The organism is Streptomyces sp. YS415, assembly GCF_023544665.1.
Taxonomy (GTDB): domain Bacteria; phylum Actinomycetota; class Actinomycetes; order Streptomycetales; family Streptomycetaceae; genus Streptomyces.
The window spans coordinates 68844-92412 of sequence record NZ_JAMJFL010000005.1; the positions used below are offsets into that span (position 1 = coordinate 68844).

At 71.6% G+C, this 23569-nt stretch carries 25 protein-coding genes and 1 pseudogene; 17 read left to right on the forward strand and 9 right to left on the reverse strand.

Annotation, left to right across the window (positions count from 1 at the left end):
• Positions 1–69: 69 nt before the first annotated feature.
• The 5 genes from M8H82_RS08270 to M8H82_RS08290 all read left to right on the forward strand — a co-directional run bounded on the left by M8H82_RS08270 (position 70) and on the right by M8H82_RS08290 (position 3950).
• On the forward strand, positions 70–1218 hold the full coding sequence (locus M8H82_RS08270; RefSeq protein WP_374211637.1) for an NAD(P)/FAD-dependent oxidoreductase: 1149 nt from the start codon (positions 70–72) through the stop codon (positions 1216–1218).
• 29 nt (positions 1219–1247) lie between these two features.
• Positions 1248–2144, forward strand: a complete 897-nt coding sequence (locus M8H82_RS08275; protein WP_250071833.1) for an RNA polymerase sigma-70 factor — start codon at positions 1248–1250, stop codon at positions 2142–2144.
• Between the two features lie 84 nt (positions 2145–2228).
• Positions 2229–2735 (forward strand): helix-turn-helix domain-containing protein, encoded by a 507-nt coding sequence (locus tag M8H82_RS08280; RefSeq protein WP_250071834.1) that lies wholly within the window; start codon positions 2229–2231, stop codon positions 2733–2735.
• Between the two features lie 84 nt (positions 2736–2819).
• The gene (locus tag M8H82_RS08285; RefSeq protein ID WP_250071835.1) at positions 2820–3482 is read left to right on the forward strand and encodes a hypothetical protein; all 663 of its coding nucleotides are present in this window, start codon (positions 2820–2822) and stop codon (positions 3480–3482) included.
• Positions 3483–3614: 132 nt separating this feature from the next.
• On the forward strand, positions 3615–3950 hold the full coding sequence (locus M8H82_RS08290) for a DUF2516 family protein (protein ID WP_250071836.1): 336 nt from the start codon (positions 3615–3617) through the stop codon (positions 3948–3950).
• A 24-nt stretch (positions 3951–3974) separates the two neighbouring features.
• Here the strand turns inward: M8H82_RS08290 and M8H82_RS08295 are convergent, their stop codons facing one another.
• From M8H82_RS08295 to M8H82_RS08305, 3 genes are all read right to left on the reverse strand, one after another.
• Positions 3975–5321 carry a PP2C family protein-serine/threonine phosphatase gene (locus M8H82_RS08295; protein ID WP_250071837.1) on the reverse strand — a complete coding sequence of 449 codons (1347 nt, stop codon included), beginning with the start codon at positions 5319–5321 and terminating at the stop codon, positions 3975–3977.
• Between the two features lie 282 nt (positions 5322–5603).
• Positions 5604–6683, reverse strand: a complete 1080-nt coding sequence (locus tag M8H82_RS08300; protein WP_250071838.1) for a C40 family peptidase — start codon at positions 6681–6683, stop codon at positions 5604–5606.
• A gap of 251 nt (positions 6684–6934) precedes the next feature.
• The gene (locus tag M8H82_RS08305; protein ID WP_250071839.1) at positions 6935–7747 is read right to left on the reverse strand and encodes a class I SAM-dependent methyltransferase; all 813 of its coding nucleotides are present in this window, start codon (positions 7745–7747) and stop codon (positions 6935–6937) included.
• A 206-nt stretch (positions 7748–7953) separates the two neighbouring features.
• Between M8H82_RS08305 and mshA the strand changes: the two genes are divergently transcribed.
• The 3 genes from mshA to M8H82_RS08320 are packed head-to-tail and all read left to right on the forward strand — an operon-like array spanning position 7954 to position 10623.
• On the forward strand, positions 7954–9291 hold the full coding sequence (mshA, locus tag M8H82_RS08310) for a D-inositol-3-phosphate glycosyltransferase (protein ID WP_250071840.1): 1338 nt from the start codon (positions 7954–7956) through the stop codon (positions 9289–9291).
• Complete coding sequence (locus M8H82_RS08315; RefSeq protein ID WP_250071841.1) at positions 9284–9775, forward strand: YbjN domain-containing protein; 492 nt, start codon at positions 9284–9286, stop codon at positions 9773–9775. Before mshA ends, M8H82_RS08315 begins: the two co-directional genes overlap by 8 nt.
• Before the next feature lie 56 nt (positions 9776–9831).
• Entirely contained in the window at positions 9832–10623 is a 792-nt protein-coding gene (locus M8H82_RS08320) for a hypothetical protein (protein WP_250071842.1), read from the forward strand.
• A 27-nt stretch (positions 10624–10650) separates the two neighbouring features.
• On the opposite strand, the pseudogene M8H82_RS08325 reads toward M8H82_RS08320, so the two are convergent.
• A pseudogene (locus M8H82_RS08325) lies at positions 10651–11439 on the reverse strand (AraC family transcriptional regulator); the annotation flags it as partial.
• A 49-nt stretch (positions 11440–11488) separates the two neighbouring features.
• Between M8H82_RS08325 and M8H82_RS08330 the strand changes: the two are divergent.
• Positions 11489–11932, forward strand: a complete 444-nt coding sequence (locus tag M8H82_RS08330; RefSeq protein ID WP_308293237.1) for a DUF2000 domain-containing protein — start codon at positions 11489–11491, stop codon at positions 11930–11932.
• Positions 11933–11948: 16 nt separating this feature from the next.
• On the opposite strand, the gene M8H82_RS08335 is transcribed toward M8H82_RS08330, so the two are convergent.
• Positions 11949–13205: an MFS transporter gene (locus M8H82_RS08335; protein ID WP_250071844.1), complete on the reverse strand. Its 1257-nt coding sequence runs from the start codon at positions 13203–13205 to the stop codon at positions 11949–11951.
• Between the two features lie 151 nt (positions 13206–13356).
• Here M8H82_RS08335 and M8H82_RS08340 point away from each other — a divergent pair, with 151 nt between their 5' ends.
• On the forward strand, positions 13357–14118 hold the full coding sequence (locus tag M8H82_RS08340; protein ID WP_250071845.1) for a phosphoglyceromutase: 762 nt from the start codon (positions 13357–13359) through the stop codon (positions 14116–14118).
• Between the two features lie 60 nt (positions 14119–14178).
• Here M8H82_RS08340 and M8H82_RS08345 read toward each other — a convergent pair whose 3' ends face one another.
• The 3 genes from M8H82_RS08345 to phoU form a co-directional block, all read right to left on the reverse strand.
• Complete coding sequence (locus M8H82_RS08345; RefSeq protein ID WP_250071846.1) at positions 14179–14427, reverse strand: SCO4226 family nickel-binding protein; 249 nt, start codon at positions 14425–14427, stop codon at positions 14179–14181.
• A gap of 112 nt (positions 14428–14539) precedes the next feature.
• A complete protein-coding gene (locus M8H82_RS08350) occupies positions 14540–14704 on the reverse strand; it encodes a hypothetical protein (protein WP_250071847.1) in 165 nt (54 codons plus the stop codon).
• A gap of 102 nt (positions 14705–14806) precedes the next feature.
• On the reverse strand, positions 14807–15496 hold the full coding sequence (gene phoU, locus M8H82_RS08355; protein WP_250071848.1) for a phosphate signaling complex protein PhoU: 690 nt from the start codon (positions 15494–15496) through the stop codon (positions 14807–14809).
• A 232-nt stretch (positions 15497–15728) separates the two neighbouring features.
• On the opposite strand from phoU, the gene M8H82_RS08360 reads away from it, so the two are divergent.
• Positions 15729–17006 (forward strand): cell wall metabolism sensor histidine kinase WalK, encoded by a 1278-nt coding sequence (locus M8H82_RS08360; protein ID WP_250071849.1) that lies wholly within the window; start codon positions 15729–15731, stop codon positions 17004–17006.
• Positions 17003–17683 (forward strand): response regulator transcription factor, encoded by a 681-nt coding sequence (locus tag M8H82_RS08365; RefSeq protein ID WP_127179272.1) that lies wholly within the window; start codon positions 17003–17005, stop codon positions 17681–17683. Before M8H82_RS08360 ends, M8H82_RS08365 begins: the two co-directional genes overlap by 4 nt.
• A 71-nt stretch (positions 17684–17754) precedes the next feature.
• On the opposite strand, the gene M8H82_RS08370 is transcribed toward M8H82_RS08365, so the two are convergent.
• On the reverse strand, positions 17755–18435 hold the full coding sequence (locus M8H82_RS08370; protein WP_250071850.1) for a DUF461 domain-containing protein: 681 nt from the start codon (positions 18433–18435) through the stop codon (positions 17755–17757).
• 636 nt (positions 18436–19071) lie between these two features.
• On the opposite strand from M8H82_RS08370, the gene M8H82_RS08375 reads away from it, so the two are divergent.
• The 5 genes from M8H82_RS08375 (at position 19072) to rlmB (ending at position 23556) form a co-directional block, all read left to right on the forward strand.
• Positions 19072–19554 (forward strand): CarD family transcriptional regulator, encoded by a 483-nt coding sequence (locus M8H82_RS08375; RefSeq protein WP_003953493.1) that lies wholly within the window; start codon positions 19072–19074, stop codon positions 19552–19554.
• A 270-nt stretch (positions 19555–19824) separates the two neighbouring features.
• Positions 19825–20586 (forward strand): 2-C-methyl-D-erythritol 4-phosphate cytidylyltransferase, encoded by a 762-nt coding sequence (ispD, locus tag M8H82_RS08380; RefSeq protein ID WP_250071851.1) that lies wholly within the window; start codon positions 19825–19827, stop codon positions 20584–20586.
• The gene (gene ispF, locus M8H82_RS08385) at positions 20576–21073 is read left to right on the forward strand and encodes a 2-C-methyl-D-erythritol 2,4-cyclodiphosphate synthase (RefSeq protein ID WP_250071852.1); all 498 of its coding nucleotides are present in this window, start codon (positions 20576–20578) and stop codon (positions 21071–21073) included. The genes ispD and ispF overlap by 11 nt, the downstream gene beginning before the upstream one ends.
• Positions 21074–21125: 52 nt before the next feature.
• Complete coding sequence (cysS, locus tag M8H82_RS08390) at positions 21126–22526, forward strand: cysteine--tRNA ligase (protein ID WP_250071853.1); 1401 nt, start codon at positions 21126–21128, stop codon at positions 22524–22526.
• Positions 22527–22614: 88 nt separating this feature from the next.
• Positions 22615–23556 (forward strand): 23S rRNA (guanosine(2251)-2'-O)-methyltransferase RlmB, encoded by a 942-nt coding sequence (gene rlmB, locus M8H82_RS08395; RefSeq protein ID WP_250071854.1) that lies wholly within the window; start codon positions 22615–22617, stop codon positions 23554–23556.
• The last annotated feature ends 13 nt before the right edge of the window (positions 23557–23569 follow it).

Sequence of the window (23569 nt, forward strand, 5' to 3'; positions counted from 1 at the left end):
ATCGGAGGAGGCATCGTGGCTGTCGTGGCGAAGAACGTGGTGGTCGTGGGAGGCGGGTACGCCGGGGTGATGGCGGCCAACCGGCTCACCCGGAGCGGGGACGTGGACGTGACGCTGGTCAATCCGCGGGCGGGCTTCGTCGAGCGGATCCGGCTGCACCAGCTGGTGGCCGGGACCGACGACGCCGTCGTCGAGTACCGGGAGGTGCTGGCCGAGCGGGTCCGGCTGGTCGTCGACGCCGTCGAGCGGATCGACGCCGCCGGGCGGCGGCTCGAGTTGGCCTCCGGGGACAGCCTCCCGTACGACTACCTCGTGTACGCCGTCGGCAGCGGCAGCGCCGAGCCCGGCGTTCCCGGTGCCGCCGAGTTCGCCCGTCCCGTCGCCACCGCCGAGGAGGCGGAGCGGCTGCGGAGCCAGTTGTACGACACGCCCGTGTCCGCCCCGGTCACCGTCGTCGGCGCCGGACCGCTCGGCATCGAGGTCGCCACCGAGCTGGCGGAGGAGGGGCGGGCCGTCACGCTGGTGTGCGGCGGGCAGCTCGGGCCGTATCTGCACGCGCGCGGGCGGCGGTCGGTGGCGAAGCGGATGGCGGCGCTCGGGGTGACCGTCCTCGACGGGCCGGGCAGCACGGCGACGGCCGTGACGCGGGACGCCGTACGGCTGGAGGACGGCCGTGAGGTGCCGAGCGCGGTGACCGTGTGGGCCACCGGGTTCGGCGTCCCGGATCTCGCCGCGCGCAGCGGCCTGAGCACCGACGCCCTCGGCCGCCTGCTCACCGACGAGACGCTGACCAGCGTGGACGACGTACGGATCGTCGCGGCCGGTGACAGCGCCGCCCCGTCGGACCTGCCGCTGCGGATGAGCTGCCAGGCCGCGATACCGCTCGGCGCGCGCGCCGCGGACACCGTGCTCAGCCGGATCGCGGGGGAGGAGCCGGCCACCCTCAACCACGTCTTCGCCGGGCAGTGCGTCAGCCTCGGGCGGAAGGCGGGCATCTTCCAGTTCGCCCGCCGGCACGACGTGGCCGTCTGGTTCCACATCGGCGGCCGGCTCGGCGCGCGGGTCAAGGAGTTCGTGTGCAAGGGGACCGTCGGGCACCTGGCCGGCGAGGCCACCAACCCTGGCTCGTACCGCCTGCACAACGTCTCGGGTGGCCCCCGGCGCGCCGAACAGTTGGCGGCCCGGAGCGCCGACGCCACCGCCGAACACGTGGCCTAGAGCGGGCCCGCACCGGGGAGACAACGATCATGACTGAGCACGTCACCGACCCGGCGACCGAGATCTTCGTCGCCCACCGCAGCCTCCTGTTCACCGTCGCCTACGAGATGCTCGGCTCGGCGGCCGACGCGGAGGACGTGCTCCAGGAGACCTGGCTGCGGTGGGTCGAGCTCGACCTGGACCAGGTGCGCGACCCCCGGGCGTACCTGGTCCGGATGACCACCCGGCAGTCGCTCAACCGGCTGCGCACCCTGAAGCGCCGCAAGGAGTCCTACGTCGGCCCCTGGCTGCCCGAGCCGCTGCTCACCTCGCCGGACGTGGCCGAGGACGTGGAACTCGCCGAGAGTGTCTCGATGGCGCTCATGCTCGTCCTGGAGACACTCTCGCCGACGGAACGCGCCGTCTTCGTCCTGCGCGAGGTCTTCGACGTCGGCTACGACGAGATAGCGGCCGCCGTCGACAAGACCCCCGCGGCCGTGCGCCAGATCGCCCACCGGGCCCGGCAGCACGTCGAGGCCCGCCGCCCCCGCGAGGCGGTCTCCGCCAGCCGCACCCGGGCGGCGCTCGACTCCTTCCAGCGCACCCTGGAGACCGGCGACCTCCAGGGCCTGCTCGACGTGCTCGCCCCCGACGTGGTCCTGATGGCCGACGGCGGCGGCATCAAGCAGGCCGCGGTGCGGCCGATCCTCGGCGCCGACCGGGTGGGCCGCTACATGATCGGCCATCGGGGAAAGGCCGACTTCACGGTCACCTACGAGCCCACCGTGGTGAACGGCCACCCGGCACTCGCCCTGAGCGTGGACGGCGAGACCGACGGCATCCTGGCGATCAGCCTGGAGGGAGACCGCATCACCGGCCTCTACTACGTCCGCAACCCGGAGAAACTCACGCACATAGGGTCGGAGTACCGGCTCACCCTGCGCTGAACACCGCTGGACCCCGGCATGACATGGCGCACTATTGCAAGCGGGTGCTTGCAATAGTTAGCGGCGGTGGTGCAAGGTGGGGGTATGGCAACGCTCAACGTCGGCAATCTCGGTGAGTACCTGCGCGAGCAGCGGCGAAACGCCCAGCTCTCGCTGCGGCAGCTCGCCGATGCCGCCGGGGTGTCCAACCCGTATCTGAGCCAGATCGAGCGCGGGCTGCGCAAGCCGAGCGCGGAGGTCCTCCAGCAGGTCGCCAAGGCGCTGCGGATCTCCGCCGAGACGCTGTACGTGCAGGCCGGAATCCTGGACGCCGAGCGGGACCGGGACGAGGTGGAGACGCGCGCCGTCATCCTCGCCGATCCCACGCTGACCGGGCAGCAGAAGCAGGTGCTGCTCCAGATCTACGAGTCCTTCCGCAAGGAGAACGGACTCGGGATCGCGGCGGCCGAGGACGCCCTGTCGGGCACGGACCCCAGCGCCGACGCCGGGCCCGTGCGGCTCGACGACGGCCCCCGCGCCACGGACGCCGGCAAGGACGCCGGCGCACCGGACACCGAGGACCCGCAGGAGCCGCGGCAGTCGGCCGGCTGAGCCGGGCGACCGGCCGCCGTCGCACGCGCCCACGGGACCGCACCCACCCACCCTCATCAGCAGTAACCCGGGAGGACCAGCACCATGGCCATCACCGACGACCTCCGCAAGACCCTCAGCGACCCGACCCCGCTCTACTTCGCCGCCGGCACCGCCGACCTGGCCTTCCAGCAGGCCAAGAAGGTCCCCGGCCTGGTCGAGCAGCTGCGTGCCGAGGCCCCGTCCCGGATCGAGGCCGTACGCAACACCGACCCCAAGGCCGTCCAGGAGAGGGCCGCCGCCCGCGCCAAGGAGGCGCAGGCCCGGGTCAAGGAGACGCAGGAGACCCTGCAGTCCAGGGTCAGCGAGTTCATCAGCTCCCTCGACGGGGACCTGAAGAAGCTCAGCACCACCTTCGACGCCGACCTGAAGAAGTTCGGCGAGAGCGCCCAGGACTTCGCGCTGCGCGGGGTCGGCGTGGCCGCCGAGTACGCCGTGAAGGCCCGGGAGACCTACGAGAAGGTCGCCGAGCACGGCGAGCAGGCCGTGCGGACCTGGCGCGGCGAGGCGGCCGAGGAGATCGAGGAACTCGCCATCGTCGTGGAGCCGAACGCCAAGCCCGTCGCGGTCGAGGAGGAGGACAAGCCGGCCGAGGCGAAGCCCGAGGTGACGGCCGAGGCGACGGCCGCGCCGAAGAAGTCCCCCGCCGCGAAGAAGACGGCGCCGCGCAAGCCGGCCGCCAAGAAGACGACCCCGCCCGCGAAGTAACCGGGCAGGGCGATAACCGGACGGGTCGGGCACTTACCGGGTGCTCGGCCCGTTGCACGGGTAGCGGGCCTGCGGTTGCGGGTACGGTGACCGCGTAGGGACGAGCCGAGTCGGGTGGTGGACGTTGTGCTGATGCAGGGCTTCGCAAACTTCATGTGGCTGCTGAGCATGGCCCTGATCCTTTTCAGCGGGTTCGCGCTGATCGACGCCGCCATCCGCCGCGAGGACGCCTACCGCGCGGCCGACAAGAAGACCAAGCCGTTCTGGCTGATCGTCCTCGGGCTCGCCTTCGTGGTGAACCTGATCTTCAACATCCTGTCGTTCCTGCCGATCATCGGCCTCATCGCCACGATCGTCTACATGGTGGACGTCCGCCCGGCGATCCGCTCCCTGCCCGGCGGCGGCCGCAACACCCGCCGGGGTTCCAGCAGCGACGGCCCGTACGGCCCGTGGAACGGCGGGCGCTGACCCCGCCCGGAGCGAGCCCCCGGCTCAGCGCTCCCGGTCCAGCAGCAGCACGGCCACGTCGTCCGTCAGCTCGCCGCCGTTGAGGTCCCGGACCTCGTTCACCGCCGCCCCCAGCAGCGCCTCGCCGCGCAGCCCCTCGGCCAGCTGGCGGCGGACCATGGACACCATCCCGTCCTGGCCCAGCCGCTCCTTGCCCTCGCCGATCCGGCCCTCGATCAGCCCGTCGGTGTAGAGCATCAGGCTCCACTCGGCGCCCAGCTCCACCTGCATCCGCGGCCAGCGGGCCCCGGGCAGCAGCCCGAGGGCCGGCCCGTTGTTGTCGTACGGCAGCAGCTGCGCCGCCCTCCCGGGGCGGGCCAGCAGCGGTGAGGGGTGCCCGGCCAGGCACAGCCCCGCCCGGCGGCCGTCCGGCGCGATGTCCACCGTGCACAGCGTCGCGAAGATCTCGTCGTCCGGCCGCTCGTGCTCCAGCACCTGCTGCAGGGTCCCGAGCAGCTGGTCCCCGCAGAGCCCGGCCAGCGTCAGCGCCCGCCAGGCGATCCGCAGCTCGACACCGAGCGCGGCCTCGTCGGGACCGTGGCCGCAGACGTCGCCGATCATGGCGTGCACGGTGCCGTCGGAGGTGCGGACCACGTCGTAGAAGTCCCCGCCGAGCAGCGCCCGCGACCGGCCCGGCCGGTAGCGCGCGGCGAACCGCAGGGGCGAGCCGTCCAGCAGCGGCGTGGGCAGCAGGCCCCGCTCCAGGCGCCGGTTCTCCTGCGCCCGCACCCGTCCCTCGGCGAGCCGGCGCTCCGCGGAGTCGGAACGTTTCCGCTCCACCGCGTACCGGATCGCGCGGCTCAGCAGCCGGCCGTCCAGCTCGTCGCGGTAGAGATAGTCCTGGGCGCCCACCCGGACCGCCTGCGCGCCGCGCTCGGCGTCGCCGGAGGCGGTGAGGGCGAGGACGGCGTGCCGGGGCGCGAGCTCCAGCACCTGCTTGAGCACGGCGAGCTCGTCGCCGTCGTCGCCCCGGCCCGGCGCGGGCAGCGCCAGGTCCAGCAGGATGCAGTGGACGTCGTCGGTGAGCAGCCGCTCGGCCTCGGTGAGGTTGCGGGCGGAGCGCACCCGGATCGGCCTGCCGGACCGGTCGAGCAGTTCGGGCAGGACCGTGGAGCCGCCCGGGTCGTCCTCGATGAGCAGCAGCGTCAGCTGGGTGTGGGCGGCGCCGGCGGCACCGGTGTGGGGCGTGTGCGTCCTGTCGGTGTGCTCGACCGTGGCGTCCTTGCGCGGGGCCTCTCCGGCCGAGGGGCCGCCGGCCAGGGGTGCGGCTGTCTGCGCCTGACCACTCTCCACGGCCGGGATCGCTCTCTGCCGCGGTACGGGTACGGGCATCGTCTTGGGTTCCTTCCCTCCCCCCGAGGGCATGGCGGGGACGAGGGACCTCGACCCACCGACGGGGACCATAGCGGTAGTCGGCACCGCAAAGGAATGGCGCAGGCCACGCCGTTCGGCGGCTGGCCACAGTCATATGCCGCGTTATGTACCGCAGTTGGGCAGCGCGGCGGGCCCCGGGGGATGACGAACGTCACGTCCGCCCCCGGTTTGCACGGTTGTTGGCGTGCGGTGCATCACGTGGCCCCGGTCACCCGGGGCCCGGTATGGGTGACTCCGGTCTCATACGTCCGGTCGTACGACCGCCAGGATCGGCATGGAACCGGCCCCCGCGACGGTCACCGTGCGCCCGGGGCGCGGGGCGTGCACGATCGCGCCGTCGCCGACGTACATCGCGACATGACTGGCGTCGTCGTTGTAGATGATGAGGTCGCCGGGGCGCATGTCCGCGGTGTCGATGCGCCGCAGCTGCTTCCACTGCTCCTGCGAGGTGCGCGGGATCGGCACTCCGGCCGCCGCCCAGGCCTGTGAGGTGAGCCCGGAGCAGTCGAAGGTGCCGGGCCCCTCGGCGCCCCATTCGTACGGCTTGCCCAGCTGGGCGGTGGCGTACGCCACGGCCTTCTTGCCCTGCGCGGACGCCTTGCCGTCGATCTCGTCGAGTATCCCGGAGTCCAGCCAGGCGGTCTGCGCCTGCTGGGCGGCCTGTCGCTCCAGCTCGGCGAGGCGCTCCTTCTCCTCCGCCTCCAGCTCCGACTCCAGCTTCTCGGCGGCGGCGATCTGCTTCTTGACCTTCGCCTTCGCCTTGGCCTTGGCCTTGCGGTTGGCCTCCAGCTTCGTCCACTGGGCGGAGGCGTCCTTCGCGTACTGCTCCAAGTCCTGCTGGGTGCGGGTCAGTTCGCCGAGGAGCCCCTTGGTGGCGCGCTCGCCCTGGATGACCCGGCCCGCGCCGTCGAGGAACTCCTGCGGGTCGTCGCTGAGCATCAGATGGGCCTCGTCCGGCAGTCCGCCGTTGCGGTACTGCGCGGCGGCCGCGGCGCCGGCCCGCTTCTTGAGCTCGTCCACCTTCTTCCGGCCCTGGACGATCTTCTTGGCCAGGGCCACGATCTCGGCGGACTGCTGCTCGGCCTTCTCCTCGGCGGAGTTGTACGCGTCGGTGGCCACGGCGGCGTCGTGATAGAGCCGGTCCAGCTTCTTGCGTACCGCCTCAAGGTCCTTGGTGGTCGCCGGAGTCGAGGTCGCGCTGGGGGCCGGAGCCGGTGTCGGGGTCGGACTCGCGAACGCGGTGCCCGGGGCCGCCAGCACGGTCACCGCGCAGACCACGGTGACTGCGGCGGTGATGAGGCTGCGCCTGCCCGTACCCATACCACTTCCCCCAACCTGATTTACCGTCAGTAACTTACGGTCGCCCGGGGGATCGTGCCATGCCGCCGCGGAAAACGACAGGGGCCGCGCACCCTGCTGCTTTCCCCCCGTCCCCGCACCGCACCACAATCTCCCCGCCTGTGTGACGAACAACTCACGGAGATCGTTCCCCGCAGGTCAGTGCCGCGGCCCGGCCGCACCGGCGCTCAGGGGACCGGCTCTCAGCGGACCGGCGCTCATTGGACCGTTGCTCAGCGGACCGGTGCCAACGCCCCCCACGCCACCGTCACTTCGCCCTGCCGCCAGCGCACCGGCCCGTCCAGCACCGGCCAGTCGGCCGTCAGTTCCCGTACCGCCCGGATCCAGCGCTGCCGGGCGCCGAAGGCGGCGTAGGGCGCGGCGGCGGCCCAGGCGCGGTCGAAGTCCCGCAGGAAGGCATGGACCGGCTCGCCGGGGACGTTGCGGTGGATGAGCGCCTTCGGCAGCCGCTCGGCGAGATCCGAGGGCCGCTCCAGGGAGCCGAGCCGGGTCGCGAAGGTCACCGTCCGCGGCCCCTCGGGCCCGAGCGCGACCCACACGTGCCGCCGCCCGATCTCGTCGCAGGTCCCCTCGACCAGCAGCCCGCCCCGAGAGCCGGCGCCGGCCGGGGCCAGCCGCGCGCACAGCCGCTCCCACACGGCGGCGACCTCGGCCTCCTCGTACTGGCGCAGCACATTGGCGGCCCGGATCAGCAGCGGCCGCTGCGGGACCGGGATCTCGAACCCACCGTGCCGGAAGACCAGCCCGTCACGCTCGTAGGGCCGGGCGGCCGCCACCCGGGCCGGTTCGATCTCGACGCCGACCACGCGCGCGCGGGGCGCGACGGTGCGCAGCCGGCCCAGCAGCTCCACGGCCGTCCAGGGCGCGGCGCCGTACCCGAGGTCGACCGCGACGGGGTCCGGGGCGCGCCGCAGCTCGGCGCCGTGCGTCGCCGCGATCCAGCGGTCCATGCGGCGCAGGCGGTTGGGGTTGGTGGTGCCGCGCGTCACCGTTCCTACGGGGCTGGAGGCGGCGCGGGCTGTCATGTCTACGAGGGTATGCGGCCCGCGCGGGGCGAGCAGTCGTCCCCTCGCCCGGCCACGCACTCCGCCCTCGAACGGTTGAGCGACTCGCGGTAATGATTCGGCAAAGAACCCCGGGCGGGAAATGGAGCCGGACCGTCCGGTGTTCACCCCGGTGGAGGGCCCGCACGTCCTCCCTCAGGCATGCCCGCAGCGAGGAGGAACGCCCCGTGAGCCACTACGTCGGCAGGCTCGGGCGTCGCTCCGCGGTGACAGCCCCGCGGTTGCGTCTGCACCGCAGGCCCCGCCGTATCGCGATGCTCTCCGTGCACACCTCACCGCTCCACCAGCCCGGCACCGGCGACGCCGGCGGCATGAACGTCTACATCGTGGAACTCGCGCAGCGCCTCGCCGCGATCAACATCGAGGTCGAGATCTTCACGCGCGCGACCACCGCCGCCCTCCCGCCGACCGTGGAGATGGCCCCGGGCGTCCTGGTCCGGCACGTCGACGCGGGCCCCTACGAAGGCCTCGCCAAGGAAGAACTCCCCGCCCAGCTCTGCGCCTTCACCCACGGCGTGATGCAGGCCTGGGCCGGCCACCGCCCCGGCCACTACGACCTCGTCCACTCGCACTACTGGCTCTCCGGCCACGTCGGCTGGCTCGCCGCCCAGCGCTGGGGCACCCCCCTGGTGCACGCCATGCACACCATGGCCAAGGTCAAGAACGCCAACCTCGCCGAGGGCGACACCCCCGAGCCGGCCGCCCGGGTCATCGGCGAGACCCAGATCGTCGCCGCCGCCGACCGCCTCATCGCGAACACCGCGGAGGAGGCCGACGAGCTGGTACGCCACTACCACGCCGAACCCGGCAAGGTCGCCGTGGTCCACCCCGGCGTCAACCTCGACCGCTTCTCGCCCGCCGACGGCCGCGCCGCAGCCCGGGCCCGCCTCGGCCTGCCCCAGGACGCCCTGATCCCGCTCTTCGCGGGCCGCATCCAGCCCCTGAAGGCGCCGGACATCCTGCTCCGCGCGGTCGCCGTCCTGCTCGACCAGCGCCCCGAGCTGCGTTCCCGCATCCTCGTGCCGATCGTCGGCGGCCCCAGCGGCAGCGGCCTCGCCAAGCCCGAGGGCCTGCAGAAGCTGGCGGCCCGCCTCGGCATCGCCGACGTCGTACGGTTCCGCCCGCCCGTCGGCCAGGACCAGCTCGTGGACTGGTTCCGGGCCGCCTCGGTGCTCGTCATGCCTTCCTACAGCGAGTCCTTCGGCCTGGTCGCCATAGAGGCGCAGGCGGCCGGTACGCCGGTGCTCGCGGCGTCGGTCGGCGGACTGCCGGTGGCCGTGCGCGACGGACGCACCGGCTTCCTCGTCCAAGGGCACCAACCGGCCGCCTACGCGCGCGTGCTGCGCGACTTCGCCGACCGGCCGGAGCTGTCCGCCACGATGGGCGCCGCCGCGGCCCGGCACGCCCAGTCCTTCGGCTGGGACACCGCGGCCGCGGCCACCGCGGACGTCTACACGGCGGCGGCCCAGGCCCACCGCCGTCGCGTACGCTCGCACCATGGGTGATGTGCAGCAGACCGTCGAGGACTTCCTCCGGGACGCGGAGCTGGAGTGGGAGAGCCCCGACCCCGGTACCTACGTCGTCAAACTCCCCGGCACGCGCAAGCTGTCGACGACGCTCTCCCTGCGGCTCGGCCGCCACTCCCTGTCGCTCAACGCCTTCGTCATCCGCCACCCCGACGAGAACGAGTCCGGCGTCCACCGCTGGCTCCTGGAGCGCAACCTGAAGCTCTACGGCGTCAGTTACGCCGTCGACCGGCTCGGCGACGTCTACGTCACCGCCAAGCTCCCCCTGTCGGCCGTCACCCCCGACGAGCTCGACCGCCTCCTCGGCCAGACCCTGGAGGCCGCCGACGGCGCCTTCAACACCCTGCTGGAACTGGGCTTCGCGAGCGCCATCCGCAAGGAGTACGAGTGGCGGGTGTCCCGCGGCGAGTCCACCCGCAACCTCGAAGCCTTCACCCACCTGACCCAGCGTCCCAGCAGCTGAGAGCCCGCTGCTAGCCTGCCGCAGCCCCAACCCACCAGCACCTGAAGAGGTTGCGCATGCGCGCAGGCAGAACCGGCTCCGCGACCGCGCTCGCGGGAGCGCTCGCCCTCGTGGCGTTCACCGCCCCGGCCGCGGAGGCGGCGGACACCGGCATCTCGGTGTCGAACCTGGTCATCAACAACGGCAAGCCCATCGTGGTGGGCACCACCGCGGAGGTGACCCCCGACTTCACCTTCCGCGTCACGAGGCCCGCGGCGTACGAGTACAACGAGATAGAAGCGTCCCCTTTCCTGTACCACGGCGTCACCGCCGCCCAGGGAGCCCAGGACGGCGGCATCTACTCGGGCAGCGAGACCTACTACGAGGACGGGTACGTCGAGGGCGAGCTCTACATCGACCCGCCGTACCGGCTGGACTCCAACAACGACGCCACCACCTGGAAGATCGCCGTCTCCGCCCGTACCTGGGGCTCCGACGGCCAGCCCGACGCCGAGGAGTACTTGACCGGCTTCGGCACCGTCCAGGTCAAGCGGATGGCGCGGGCCACGGTCAACGCCTCCCCGGAGCCGGTCGCCAAGGGCAAGGCGCTCACCGTCACGGGCAAGCTGACCCGCGCGGACTGGGTCAAGCACGCCTACGTCGGCTACGGCGGCAAGTCGGCCAAGCTCCAGTTCCGCAAGGCGGGAACGAGCACCTACAACACGGTCAAGATCGTGCAGGCGGGCTCCACCGGCTCCCTGAAGACCACGGTCACGGCCGCCGCCGACGGTTACTGGCGCTGGACGTTCAGCGAGACGTCCACGACGGGCGGGGCGACCGCCGCGGGTGACTACGTCGACGTCACCTGAGCCGTGCCCCCCCGGCCGGTGCCCGGCGCCCGTCCCGGTGTATCGCCCCGGGGTCGTGCCGACCAGCTTGCGGAAGTGCCGGGTGAGGTGGGCCTGGTCGTAGAAGCCGGTCGTTGTCGCGACCTCGCCGATCGGGCGGCCGTCCAGGAGCAGCCGGCGGGCGCGGTCGACGCGGCGGGAGTTCAGGTACTGGTGCGGGGCGATGCCGTACGCGGTGCTGAACGCCCGTACCAGATGGGCGGGATGGGCCTGGAGCAGTCCCGCCGCCTCCTGGAGCGAGAGCCCTTCGACGACCCGTTCGTCGAGGAGTTCGCGCAGATGGCGGGCGAGGGCGGGGCCGGAGCGGGCTCCGCTCTCCGGGCGCGCCCGCAGGTGCGTGCGCAGCCGCTCCCCGACGAGCGTCAGCCGGCTCTCCGCCTCCAGCTCGTCGCCGGGGCGGGCGAGGGCGGTGTGCAACTGGCCGACCCGGTGCCGCAGCAGCGGGTCGCGCAGCTCGGGGGTGTCCACGGCGGCCCCGATGAGGTCGCCGGCGAGCCGGGAGGTGTCGAGGTAGAGGACGCGCTTGCGGAAGCCGTGCGGGGTCGCCGGGGCGCCGTTGTGCGGGACGTCCGGCGGCAGCAGCGTCACCGTGCCGCGCGGGGTGCCGTGCTCGTGCCGGTCGAGGTCGTACCGTACGGCGCCGTCGTCGACGATGAGGAGCGTCCACGCCTCATGGACGTGCATCGGGTAGGCGTACTCGGTGAAGTGCGCGTGGAAGACCTCGACGACACCCGGGACCCGGGGACGCCAGGCGGTCACGTCACGCTGAGCGGCCATGCAAAGAACGTACAAGACGAGGCCGTACGGCGATCGGCAGTCTCGGTCCATGAACGCGACGAACCCGCTCACCGCCGAACCGATCCGCTTCGACACGAAGATCGCCGTGCTGCTGCGCGAGGACCTGGAGCCCTGGCAGCGGCTGAACGTGACCGCCTTCCTGGTCAGCGGCCTGGGCACGCAGGTCCCCGAGGTGATCGGGGAGCCGTACGAGGACGCCGACGGCGTGGCCTACCTGCCGATGTTCCGGCAGCCGGTGCTGGTCTTCCAGGGCTCCAAGGAGACGCTGACGGCGGCTCACGCGCGCGTGCTGTCGCGTGCCCTGCCGCGCGCCCTGTTCACGTCCGACCTGTTCGCCACCGGCAACGACCGGGACAACCGGGCCGCCGTACGGGCGGTGCCGACGCGGGACCTGGATCTGGTCGGGCTGGCCGTGCACGGGCCGCGCAACGCGGTGGACAAGGTGCTGAAGGGGGCCCGGATGCACCCCTGAGGGGCACGGCCGGGCGTCAGGCGGCGGCGGTCTCGGGGCGGGCCGGGGCCGGCGCCCCGGCGACGGTCTCCTGGACCGGAAGGCGGCGCATGAGCACGCCGTACCCGAGCCCCGCGACGGTCCCGATCACCGCGCACAGCCCCCACAGCCACTCCGCGCCGTACCGGTCGATGACGACCCCGGACATCAGCGGCGCGACGAGCGAGGCGACGGCCCACGACATGGTGTACATGCCCTGGTAGCGGCCCCGGCCGTGGGTGGGGGAGAGCCGGACGACCAGGCTGGTCTGGGTCGGGGCGTTGACGATCTCCGCGAGGGTCCAGACGCAGACGGTGAGGGCGAACAGACCGACGGATCCGGCGAAGGCGGTCAGCCCGAAGCCGTACCCGGCGAGCACCGAGGAGATCACCAGCAGCCGCCTCGGATCGCGGTGCTCGATGAACCGGGTGACCGGGATCTGCAGGACGACGATCAGGACACCGTTGACGGCGATGGCCATGCCGTAGTCGGCCGGGGTGAAGCCGGCGTCGCCCATGGCGACGGGCAGTCCGATGGCGCCCTGCTGGAAGACGAGGGCGATCAGGAAGGACAGGCCCACGACCCCCATGAACCGCCCGTCCCGCAGCACGGTCCCCAGTCCTACGGCGGACTCCTGCGCCTTCACCGCCTCCGTGCGCTCGGGCCGGGACTCGGGCAGCTTCAGGAAGACGACGATCGCGCAGGCCAGGGTCATGGCGCCCTCGACGAGGAACCCGGCCCGGTAGCTGTACTCGGCGATGAACCCGGCGGCCATGGAGGAGACGGCGAAGCCGAGGTTGATGGCCCAGTAGTTGAGCGAGAACGCGCGCACCCGGTCCTCGGGCCGGACGATGTCGGCCATCATCGCCTGCACGGCGGGCCGGGAGGCGTTGGAGGCCATGCCGACGAGGAAGGCGACGCCCGCGATCGCGGCAGGGTGGTGCACGAACCCCAGCGCGGCCACGGAGACGGCGGTGGCGGTCTGCGAGATCAGCAGCGTGGGCCGCCGCCCGAGCCGGTCGGTCATCACTCCGCCGGCGAGGGAGGAGATGACACCGCCGAGGCCGTGCAGGGCGACGACGAGACCGGCGTAGGAGGCGGAGTAGCCGCGGTCCAGGGTCAGATAGAGCGCCATGAAGGTGGCGACGAAGCCGCCGAGCCGGTTGACGAGGGTGCTCGTCCACAGCCACCAGAACTCCCGCGGCAGCCCGGAGACGGTCTCCCGGGCAGCACGTCTCAGGGCGGCGACAGACATGAGGATCCCCCGGGTATGTAAGTGGCGTGGGCGGCGATCACACGTTACGAAGCGCCGGGGGCCGGGGGCCACTCAATTAACAGATCCCGTCAACCGTCCGCCTTCTGGTCGGGGGCGCAAGTGATCAGAAGGTTCGATTACGCTCCTTCTCATGGCCGACGCACCGTACAAGCTGATCCTCCTCCGCCACGGCGAGAGCGAGTGGAACGCGAAGAACCTGTTCACCGGCTGGGTGGACGTCAACCTCAACGAGAAGGGCGAGAAGGAGGCAGTCCGCGGTGGCGAACTCCTGAAGGACGCCGACCTCCTGCCCGACGTGGTCCACACGTCCCTCCAGAAGCGGGCGATCCGTACGGCGCAGCTGGCCCTCGAGGCCGCCGACCGCCACTGGATCCCGGTCCACCGCTCCTGGCGCCTGAACGAGCGCCACTACGGCGCCCTCCAGGGCAAGGACAAGGCCCAGACGCTGGCCGAGTTCGGCGAGGAGCAGTTCATGCTCTGGCGCCGCTCCTACGACACCCCGCCGCCGCCGCTCGACGTCGACGCCGAGTACTCCCAGTACTCCGACGCGCGCTACGCGACCCTCCCGCCGGAGCTGCGCCCGCGCACGGAGTGCCTGAAGGACGTCGTCGTCCGCATGCTCCCGTACTGGTTCGACGCGATCGTCCCCGACCTGCTGACCGGCCGCACGGTCCTGGTCGCGGCCCACGGCAACTCGCTCCGCGCCCTGGTCAAGCACCTGGACGGCATCTCCGACGCGGACATCGCCGGCCTCAACATCCCCACCGGCATCCCCCTGTCCTACAACCTCGACGCCGACTTCAAGCCCCTGAACCCGGGCGGCACCTACCTCGACCCCGAGGCGGCGGCAGCGGCGATCGAGGCCGTGAAGAACCAGGGCAAGAAGAAGTAGCCTGCTCGAATCAAGCCTCCTACCAGCGGGTTCGCCCCTGGTAGGGGGCTTTTTCGCGGGCTAGACGGCCAGCGGCACGGCGTGGATCTCGTCCGCCTTGTGTCCCGCGCGTTCGTGGATGCGCTGCACCGCCTCCGCCGAGGGCGCCTCGGAGAGGCAGTAGACGGTGCCCGACTCCGGGTCCGCCCAGGCCCGCTCGAAGTGGACCCCCTCGTCCTTCTCGATGGCGAGGTCCGCCTTGTGGGCCTCGTTCAGCTGGTCCGACGTGATGCCCTGCATCCCGTGGTGTACGTCCATGAAGCGGGCCATGGCACGCCTCCTTCCGGTCCTCCCTCCATGCTGCGCCTCCTCCGGCCCGCGAGCACGACGAAGGGCCCCGGCAGCCGCGCCGGGGCCCTTCACCGTCGTAAGGAAAAAGCACTCAACCGCACTGGCACGGGTTGCCGGACTGGCAGCCGCACTGGCAGCCCGAGCCGCAGCCGCACGCGCCGATGAGCATCAGGTTCTTGATCTCGGCGGGCTGCTCGGTCGGGCGTTCCTGCGTGGGGTCGGGTGTGGTGCCGGGCGTGCCGGGGGAGTCGGCCATGGTCCCTCCTCGTCGAGGCTGGTGCCTGCTCCCCATTGCATGCCCGCCCCACTGGGCGCATCAACGGCGCACGGGGGCTCTCGCGCACGCCCCCGAGCGGTGTCAGACCCCTTCCACGCCCTTCACGGCGGCGATGTCCTGCTGGAGATTGTCCGCGTGCTCACCCGTCACCAGGAACACCACCCGCTTGGCGACCGCCACCGCGTGGTCGGCGAACCGCTCGTAGTAGCGGCCGAGCAGGGTGACGTCCACGGCCGTCTCGATGCCGTGCTTCCACCGCTCGTCCATCAGGTGCTGGAAGAGCGTGCGGTGCAGCAGGTCCATCGCGTCGTCGTCGGTCTCCATCTGGAGCGCCAGGTCGACGTCCTTGGTCACGATGACCTCGGCGGCCTTGGCCATCAGGCGCTGCGCGAGCTGGCCCATCTCCAGGATCGTGGCGTGCAGATCGTGCGGAATGGCCCGCTCCGGGTAACGCAGCCGGGTCAGCTTGGCCACGTGCTGGGCCAGGTCGCCGGAGCGCTCCAGGTCGGCGGACATCCGCAGCGAGGTGACCACGATCCGCAGGTCGGTCGCCACCGGCTGCTGACGGGCGAGCAGGGCTATCGCCCGCGCCTCCAGGTCGTGCTGGAGGTCGTCGACCTTCTGGTCGGCCTCGATCACGCTCTCGGCCAGCTTGAGGTCGGAGTCGAGGATCGACGTCGTGGCGCGTCCGATCGCCGACCCGACCAGGCGGGCCATCTCCACCAGGCTGTCGCTGATCGAGTCAAGTTCCTCGTGGTACGCGTCCCGCATGAGGGTTCCCTCTCGTACGTGTTTCTTGGGGTTCCGGGGGCCGGGGCCAGTGTGCACGTCCTGCTGAACCGGCGCTATCCACCCCACGTTCTCACCGTCCGACCTGCACGCGTCCGTTTCTGCCACCCCAAATGAACCATTGCTGGCACCAAGGTGAACTCTGGGCGACGAGTGTTCGAGCTCGCACTCGGATGGCTGTGGCCAGGACCGAACCCGTGCCTAACCTGGATGCATGGACGTGAACGCGGCGGTCGCCGCAGCGGCAGCGATCGCCGGGGTACTCACCGGCGTCATCGCCATGCTGGCGTTCCGCTGGAGCGAACGCGACCAGGCGCGCCCCACCAGAACCTCCCTGCACACCGATCCGGTACTGCCCCCGGGCGTCGACACGGTCCTGTCCGTGCTCCGCTCCTCGGCGGTCGTACTGGACGAGGCCGACGCCGTCGTCAAGGCCAGCTCCGCCGCGTACGCCCTCGGGCTGGTGCGCGGCGGGCGGCTCTCCGTGGAACCGATGCTCCAGATGGCCCGGGACACCCGGCGCGACGGCGAGATACGCCAGGTCGAGCTGGACCTGCCCCGGCGCGGTACCGGACGCGGCGAGGCCCTCGCGGTCTCCGCCCGGGTGGCGCCGCTCGGCTCCCGCCTGGTGCTGCTGCTCGTCGAGGACCTCACCGAGGCCCGGCGGATAGAGGCGGTACGGCGCGACTTCGTCGCCAATGTCAGCCACGAGCTCAAGACCCCCGTGGGCGCCCTCTCCCTGCTCTCCGAGGCTGTCATGGACGCCTCGGAGGACCCGGAGGCCGTGGAGCGCTTCGCGGGGCGCATGCAGATCGAGGCGACCCGGCTCACCAACCTCGTCCAGGAGCTGATCGACCTCTCCCGGGTGCAGAACGACGACCCCCTGGAGGACGCCGAGCCTGTTCGAGTGGACGAACTGGTGGCCGAGGCCATCGACCGCTGCCGGCACGCCGCCGGCACGAAGCAGATCACGATGGCGGCCGGCGGCACCGCCGACCTGAGCATCTTCGGCCACCGCGGCCAGCTCGCCGCGGCCCTCGGCAACCTCGTCGAGAACGCCGTCAACTACTCGCCCGCCCGGACCCGAGTCGGGATCGCCGCCCGCCGGCTGACCGCACCGGGCGGCGACCACATCGAGATCGCCGTGACCGATCAGGGCATCGGCATCTCCGACAAGGACAAGGAGCGCATCTTCGAGCGCTTCTACCGCGTCGACCCGGCCCGTTCCCGTGCCACCGGTGGCACGGGGCTCGGGCTGGCGATCGTCAAGCACGTGGCCGCCTCGCACGGCGGGGAGGTCACGGTGTGGAGTTCCGAGGGACAGGGCTCCACGTTCACCCTGAGACTGCCGGAGGCGGGCGCGGCCCGCGACCGAGCTCAGCAGCATCCCGCCCTCGACGACGAGGCCGGGCGCCCCGCCGATCCGTCCCACGACACACCCCCCGAGTCAGCCGCGTACCAGACGCTTTCCGCCCCGGAGGTCCATCCGTGACCCGAGTGCTCGTCGTCGAGGACGAGGAATCCTTCTCAGACGCCCTGTCGTACATGCTCCGCAAGGAGGGTTTCGAGGTCGCCGTCGCGTCCACCGGGCCCGACGGTCTCGACGAGTTCGAGCGCAACGGCGCCGACCTCGTCCTGCTCGATCTGATGCTGCCCGGCCTGCCGGGCACCGAGGTCTGCCGCCAGCTGCGCGGCCGGTCCAACGTCCCCGTCATCATGGTGACCGCCAAGGACAGCGAGATCGACAAGGTCGTCGGGCTGGAAATAGGAGCCGATGACTATGTCACCAAGCCGTTCTCGTCCCGCGAGCTGGTCGCCCGCATCCGGGCCGTCCTGCGCCGCCGCGGGGAGCCCGAGGAGGTCACCCCGGCCGCCCTGGAGGCGGGTCCGGTCCGCATGGACGTCGACCGCCACGTGGTCACGGTCTCCGGCTCGAAGGTCGACCTGCCGCTCAAGGAGTTCGACCTTCTGGAGATGCTCCTGCGCAACGCGGGCCGCGTCCTGACCCGTATGCAGCTCATCGACCGGGTCTGGGGCGCCGACTACGTCGGCGACACCAAGACCCTCGACGTCCACGTCAAGCGCCTGCGCGCCAAGATCGAACCGGACCCGGGCGCACCGCGCTACCTGGTGACGGTGCGGGGGCTGGGCTACAAGTTCGAGCCGTAGGCCGGCTGACCGCGGTACGACGAAGGGCGGGACCCCTCAGGGGGCCCCGCCCTTCCGCGTCGTACGGCCGCTCAGTGGCCGGCCGCGTGGGACTCCGTCGCCGAGGCCGAGGCGGCGTCGGTCGGGGTGCCGGTCGCGCCCTCGGCCGGCTCCCCGGTGGCCTCACCCGTGGCCTCGCCGGACGCCTCGCCCGTCGGCTCCGTGGTCGGGGACGCGGTGTCCTCGCCCGGCGCGGACGGGACCTCGGTCGGACCCCAGCCGGTGAAGTAGCTCTCGGCCGGGACGACGAAGGCGCGCAGGTTCACGTCGCCGGTCTCGCTGAAGGTGAAGGTCATCGGCTGGGCATTGCCGTCCTTGACGTTCTCCGGCGTGCCGGAGAGCACGGCGGAGGCGTTGCCCGAGCCACCGAGGGTCAGCGAGCCGCCGGCCGGGATGGACAGGCTCTTGCCCTTGGCGGGCTTCAGCTCGAGGGGCTCGTCCGTCCCCTCGATGGTGACCGACTCCAGGGTCTGGGCGCTGGTGCCGTTGTTGAAGAGGGTCGCGGCGACCACGGCCGGGTCGCTCGCCTCCGGGTCCGGCTGCGTGATGATCACGGCGTTCTGGACCGCGATGTCCCCGACCGTGGTGGCGGCGTTGTCGGGCTTGACTTCCAGGGTCTGTGCGTTGTTGCCGGCTCCGCACGCGGCGAGCGGAAGGATCGAGAACGTGATGGCGGCGGCGGCGATGACGCCGCGTCGAAGGCTGCTGCTCACGGCGGCGGCAACTCCTTGACTCGAACGGGGCGGGCGCATAAAGCCGCCCTAAGTGTCTGTCAGCGGGCTTAGGTTACCGAGCCGTTCCCGCCCCGCCGCACCCGACCCTCCCCTCGGCCCCACAAGAGTCTCCGGCCGGCCCTGCGGAAGCGTCCCGCTTCACCGGTCCCGCCCCTCACAAGTGACCCACGAGTCACTTTGGCGCCAGGGCTGTCTGCCATTCACATAAGTCCCGTCGGCATACCCCCGACACGGCCTCGCGAAATTTCCGTGAAGGAATGCGCGACCCTCCGGAAATTGATCACCGACCGTGCTCGGCGACCCCTGGTGATCAATTCCTGAATCGTCCGGTACCCGCCTCCGGCCACCGAACGGAGTAGCGGAAGTCGCACATGTGGAACCGGACATATCAGGATGTTCGGCCGCCCGGTGGCCCCTCCTGATGGGTGTGACGGCCGCGTTTCGCCCCGCCCGGAGAGCCGCTCCGACCTGCGAATACCTTGTTCCGCTCGGCCCGCGCAGCACGTTCCTGTTGCTGTTGTCAAGCCCCGAGATATGCCCTGACCTGCGAAAACGCCATTCAGAAGCTGCCGTTTCCGTGTTACTCTGGATAGCCACGGAAGGGGTACCTGTCACATGACGTTCAAGGTTGGCGACACCGTGGTCTATCCCCATCACGGGGCCGCGCTGATCGAGGCTATCGAAACTCGCCAGATCAAAGGCGTGGACAAGACCTACTTGGTGCTGAAGGTCGCCCAGGGTGACCTGACGGTGCGTGTGCCAGCGGACAATGCGGAGTTCGTCGGCGTGCGTGATGTGGTCGGTCAGGACGGGCTGGACCGGGTCTTCGAGGTGCTGCGCGCGCCGTACGCCGAGGAGCCCACGAACTGGTCTCGTCGTTACAAGGCAAATCTGGAGAAGCTCGCCTCCGGCGATGTCATCAAGGTCGCGGAAGTCGTACGTGACCTGTGGCGTCGTGAGCGCGAGCGCGGACTGTCCGCCGGTGAGAAGCGCATGCTCGCCAAGGCCCGCCAGATCCTCGTGAGCGAGCTCGCCCTCGCGGAGAACACCAACGAGGACAAGGCCGAGGCGCTCCTCGACGAGGTCCTCGCGTCCTGACGCCCGCAGCCAGCAGGCTCAGCCACTCAGCACACTGAAATGCCGCGGTGCCCGATGACGTCTCCACTGTCGCCGGGCGCTGCGGCATGTTCGCTTCTGCGTGCCGTCCCACGCCGTGCACTCGCCGGGGGGAATCCCCCCGATACTTGGCGTGCCGGGCCCGGGCAGCTGGCCCGACCAGGGTCACGGAAGGGTCCGGTCAGGGCGTCGCGCCCGGCACTTCCCAGGCCATACCCACGCCAGGCCAGCACACAAACCTGACAGGAACCGATGTCTGACGAATCGCGCCCTTCCCCCGAACAGGCCCGTGCGACCCTCCGTACGGCTGCCGTGATTCCGGCCGCCGGCCGCGGTGTACGCCTCGGTCCCGGCGCCCCCAAGGCACTCCGCGTGCTGGGCGGCACCCCCATGCTGATCCACGCGGTGCGCGCCATGGCCGCGTCCCGTGCCGTCTCCCTGGTCGTCGTCGTGGCCCCGCCCGAGGGCGCCGCCGAGGTGAAGTCCCTGCTCGACGCCCACGCCCTGCCGGAGCGCACCGACTTCCTGGTGGTCCCCGGCGGTGACTCCCGCCAGGAGTCCGTGCAGCGGGGCCTGGACGCGCTGCCGCCCGAGTACGACATCGTCCTCGTGCACGACGCGGCCCGCCCGCTCGTCCCCGTGGACACCGTCGACGCCGTCATCGAGGCCGTACGGGACGGCGCTCCCGCGGTCGTCCCCGCGCTGCCGCTCGCGGACACCGTCAAGGAGGTCGAGCCGGCCGGCGCGGGCGAGCCCGAGCGGGTCGTCGCCACTCCGGTCCGGGACCGGCTGCGCGCGGTGCAGACCCCGCAGGGCTTCGACCGGACGACCCTCCTGCGCGCCCACGAGGCGGTCACCGACCAGGTCACCGACGACGCCGGCATGGTCGAGCGGCTCGGCCTCCAGGTCGTGGTGGTGCCCGGCCACGAGGAGGCCTTCAAGGTCACCCGTCCGCTGGACCTGGTCCTCGCCGAGGCCGTCCTGGCGCGCCGGAGGCTCAACGATGGCTTCTGAGGCACCCCTGCTGCCCCAGGTCGGCATCGGCACCGACATCCACGCCTTCGAGGAGGGCCGCGAGCTGTGGTGCGCGGGCCTGAAGTGGGAGGGCGAGGGGACCGGGCTCGCCGGTCACTCCGACGCGGACGTCGTCGCGCACGCCGCGTGCAACGCGCTCTTCTCCGCGGCGGGCCTCGGCGACCTCGGACAGCACTTCGGCACCGGGCGGCCCGAGTGGTCGGGCGCCTCCGGTGTCGTCCTGCTGGCCGAGGCCGCGCGCATCGTCCGCGAGGCCGGCTTCACCATCGGCAACATCGCGGTCCAGGTCGTCGGCCCCCGGCCGAAGATCGGCAAGCGCCGCGAGGAGGCCCAGAAGGTCCTGTCGGAGGCGGCGGGCGCCCCGGTCTCCGTGTCGGGGGCCACGACGGACGGACTGGGGTTCCCCGGTAGGGGTGAAGGTCTGATGGCGGTGGCGACGGCGCTGGTGGCCAGAACACCGGGCTGACAGTTGTCCACAACCGTCGGAGGCACCCGCCCGCGCCTACTACCCTGGACACGTGACTATTCGCCTGTACGACACCAGCGCCCGGCAGATCCGTGACTTCACCCCGCTCACGCCGGGTTGTGTCTCGATCTACCTGTGCGGTGCCACCGTGCAGGCGGCCCCGCACATCGGCCACATCCGGTCGGGGCTGAACTTCGACATCATGCGCCGCTGGTTCGAGTACCGCGGCTACGACGTCACGTTCATCCGGAACGTCACGGACATCGACGACAAGATCATCACCAAGTCGGCGGACCAGGGCCGCCCGTGGTGGTCGATCGGGTACGAGAACGAGCGCGCGTTCAACGACGGCTACACCGCGCTCGGCTGCCTGCCGCCGACGTACGAGCCGCGCGCCACCGGCCATGTCACCGAGATGGTCGAGATGATGCGCGGCCTGATCGAGCGCGGCCACGCCTACGAGGCCGACGGCAACGTCTACTTCGACGTGAAGTCCTTCCCGGAGTACCTGCGCCTGTCCAACCAGGAGCTGGACAACCTGCTCCAGCCCTCCGGCGAGGGCGAGACCGGCAAGCGGGACTCCCGGGACTTCGCGATGTGGAAGTCCGCCAAGCCGGGCGAGCCGAGCTGGGAGACGCCGTGGGGCCGGGGGCGCCCCGGCTGGCACCTGGAGTGCTCGGCGATGGCGCACAAGTACCTGGGCTCCGCCTTCGACATCCACGGCGGCGGCCTCGACCTGATCTTCCCGCACCATGAGAACGAGATCGCCCAGGCCAAGGCCTACGGCGACGAGTTCGCCCGGTACTGGGTGCACAACGCCTGGGTCACCATGAGCGGCGAGAAGATGTCCAAGTCGCTCGGCAACTCCGTGCTCGTCAGCGAGATGGTCAAGACGTGGCGCCCCGTCGTGCTGCGCTACTACCTCGGCACCCCGCACTACCGCTCGATGATCGAGTACAGCGAGGAGGCCCTGCGCGAGGCCGAGTCGGCGTTCAGCCGCATCGAGGGCTTCGTGCAGCGCGTGGTCGAGCTCGCCGGACACGCCGTCGAACCGGCCACCGAGGTGCCCACCGCCTTCGCCGAGGCGATGGACGACGACCTGGGCGTCCCGCAGGCGCTCGCCGTCGTGCACACCACCGTCCGGCAGGGCAACTCCGCCCTCGCCGCCGACGACAAGGAAGCCGCCGTGGCCCGCCTCGCCGAGGTGCGTGCCATGCTCGGCGTCCTGGGCCTGGACCCGCTGGACGCGCACTGGGCGGGCGAGAGCGACCGCGGCGAGGACCTCAGCAGCGTGGTCGACAGCCTCGTACGCCTGGTCCTCGACCAGCGCGAGGCCGCGCGAGCCCGTAAGGACTGGGCCACCGCGGACGCCATCCGGGACCAGCTCAAGCAGTCGGGACTGGTCATCGAGGACGGTCCGCACGGCCCGCGCTGGAGCCTCGGCGCGCGCTGAGCGCAGTGATCGATTGTGCCGCCCGGCCCTCCGGGCGGCACACTGCATAGACGTACGTACTTCACCGCTACACAGAGACGGGTAGGTCATGGCCGCGAACAACCGCCGCATGTCCGGCAAGAAGGGCGCGCAGGTCGGCAGTGGCGGCCAGCGACGCCGGGGCCTGGAAGGCAAGGGTCCGACGCCGCCCGCCGAGATGCGCAAGGGGCACAAGAAGAACCGCCTCGCCACCTCCAAGGCCAAGCAGACGGCACGCCGTCCCGCGCCGCGCGGCCGTGGCGGCAAGGGCACGTCCGAGATGGTCGTCGGCCGCAACCCCGTCGTCGAGGCGCTGCGCGAGGGCGTGCCCGCGGTGACGCTGTACGTCCAGCAGTTCATCGACAACGACGAGCGGGTCCGCGAGGCCCTGCAGCTCGTGGGCGAGCGCGGCGGCATCCACCTGATGGAGGCCCCCCGCCCCGAGCTCGACCGCATGACCAACGGGCTCAACCACCAGGGCCTGGTCCTCCAGGTCCCGCCCTACGAGTACGCCCACCCCGAGGACCTGGCCAGCGCCGCCTACGACGAGGGCCAGGACCCGCTCATCGTCGCCCTCGACGGAGTGACGGACCCGCGCAACCTGGGTGCCGTCGTCCGCTCGGTGTCCGCCTTCGGCGGCCACGGCGTCGTCGTGCCGGAGCGCCGCGCGGCGGGCATGACCGCCGGTGCCTGGAAGACGTCGGCCGGCACCGCGGCCCGCACGCCCGTCGCCCGCGCCACCAACCTCACCCGCGCCCTGGAGGCGTACAAGAAGGCGGGCATCGCCGTCGTCGGCCTCGCCGCCGACGGGGAGCACGAGGTCGGCGAGCTGGCGGCCCTGCACGGCCCCGTCGTCATCGTGGTCGGCAGCGAGGGCAAGGGCCTGTCCCGACTGGTCGGCGAGACGTGCGACTTCCGGGTGCGGATCCCGATGCCCGGTGGCGCCGAGTCGCTGAACGCCGGTGTGGCGGCGGGGATCGTGCTGTACGAGGCGTCGCGCCGGCGCGGCTGAACATCCGTCCGTA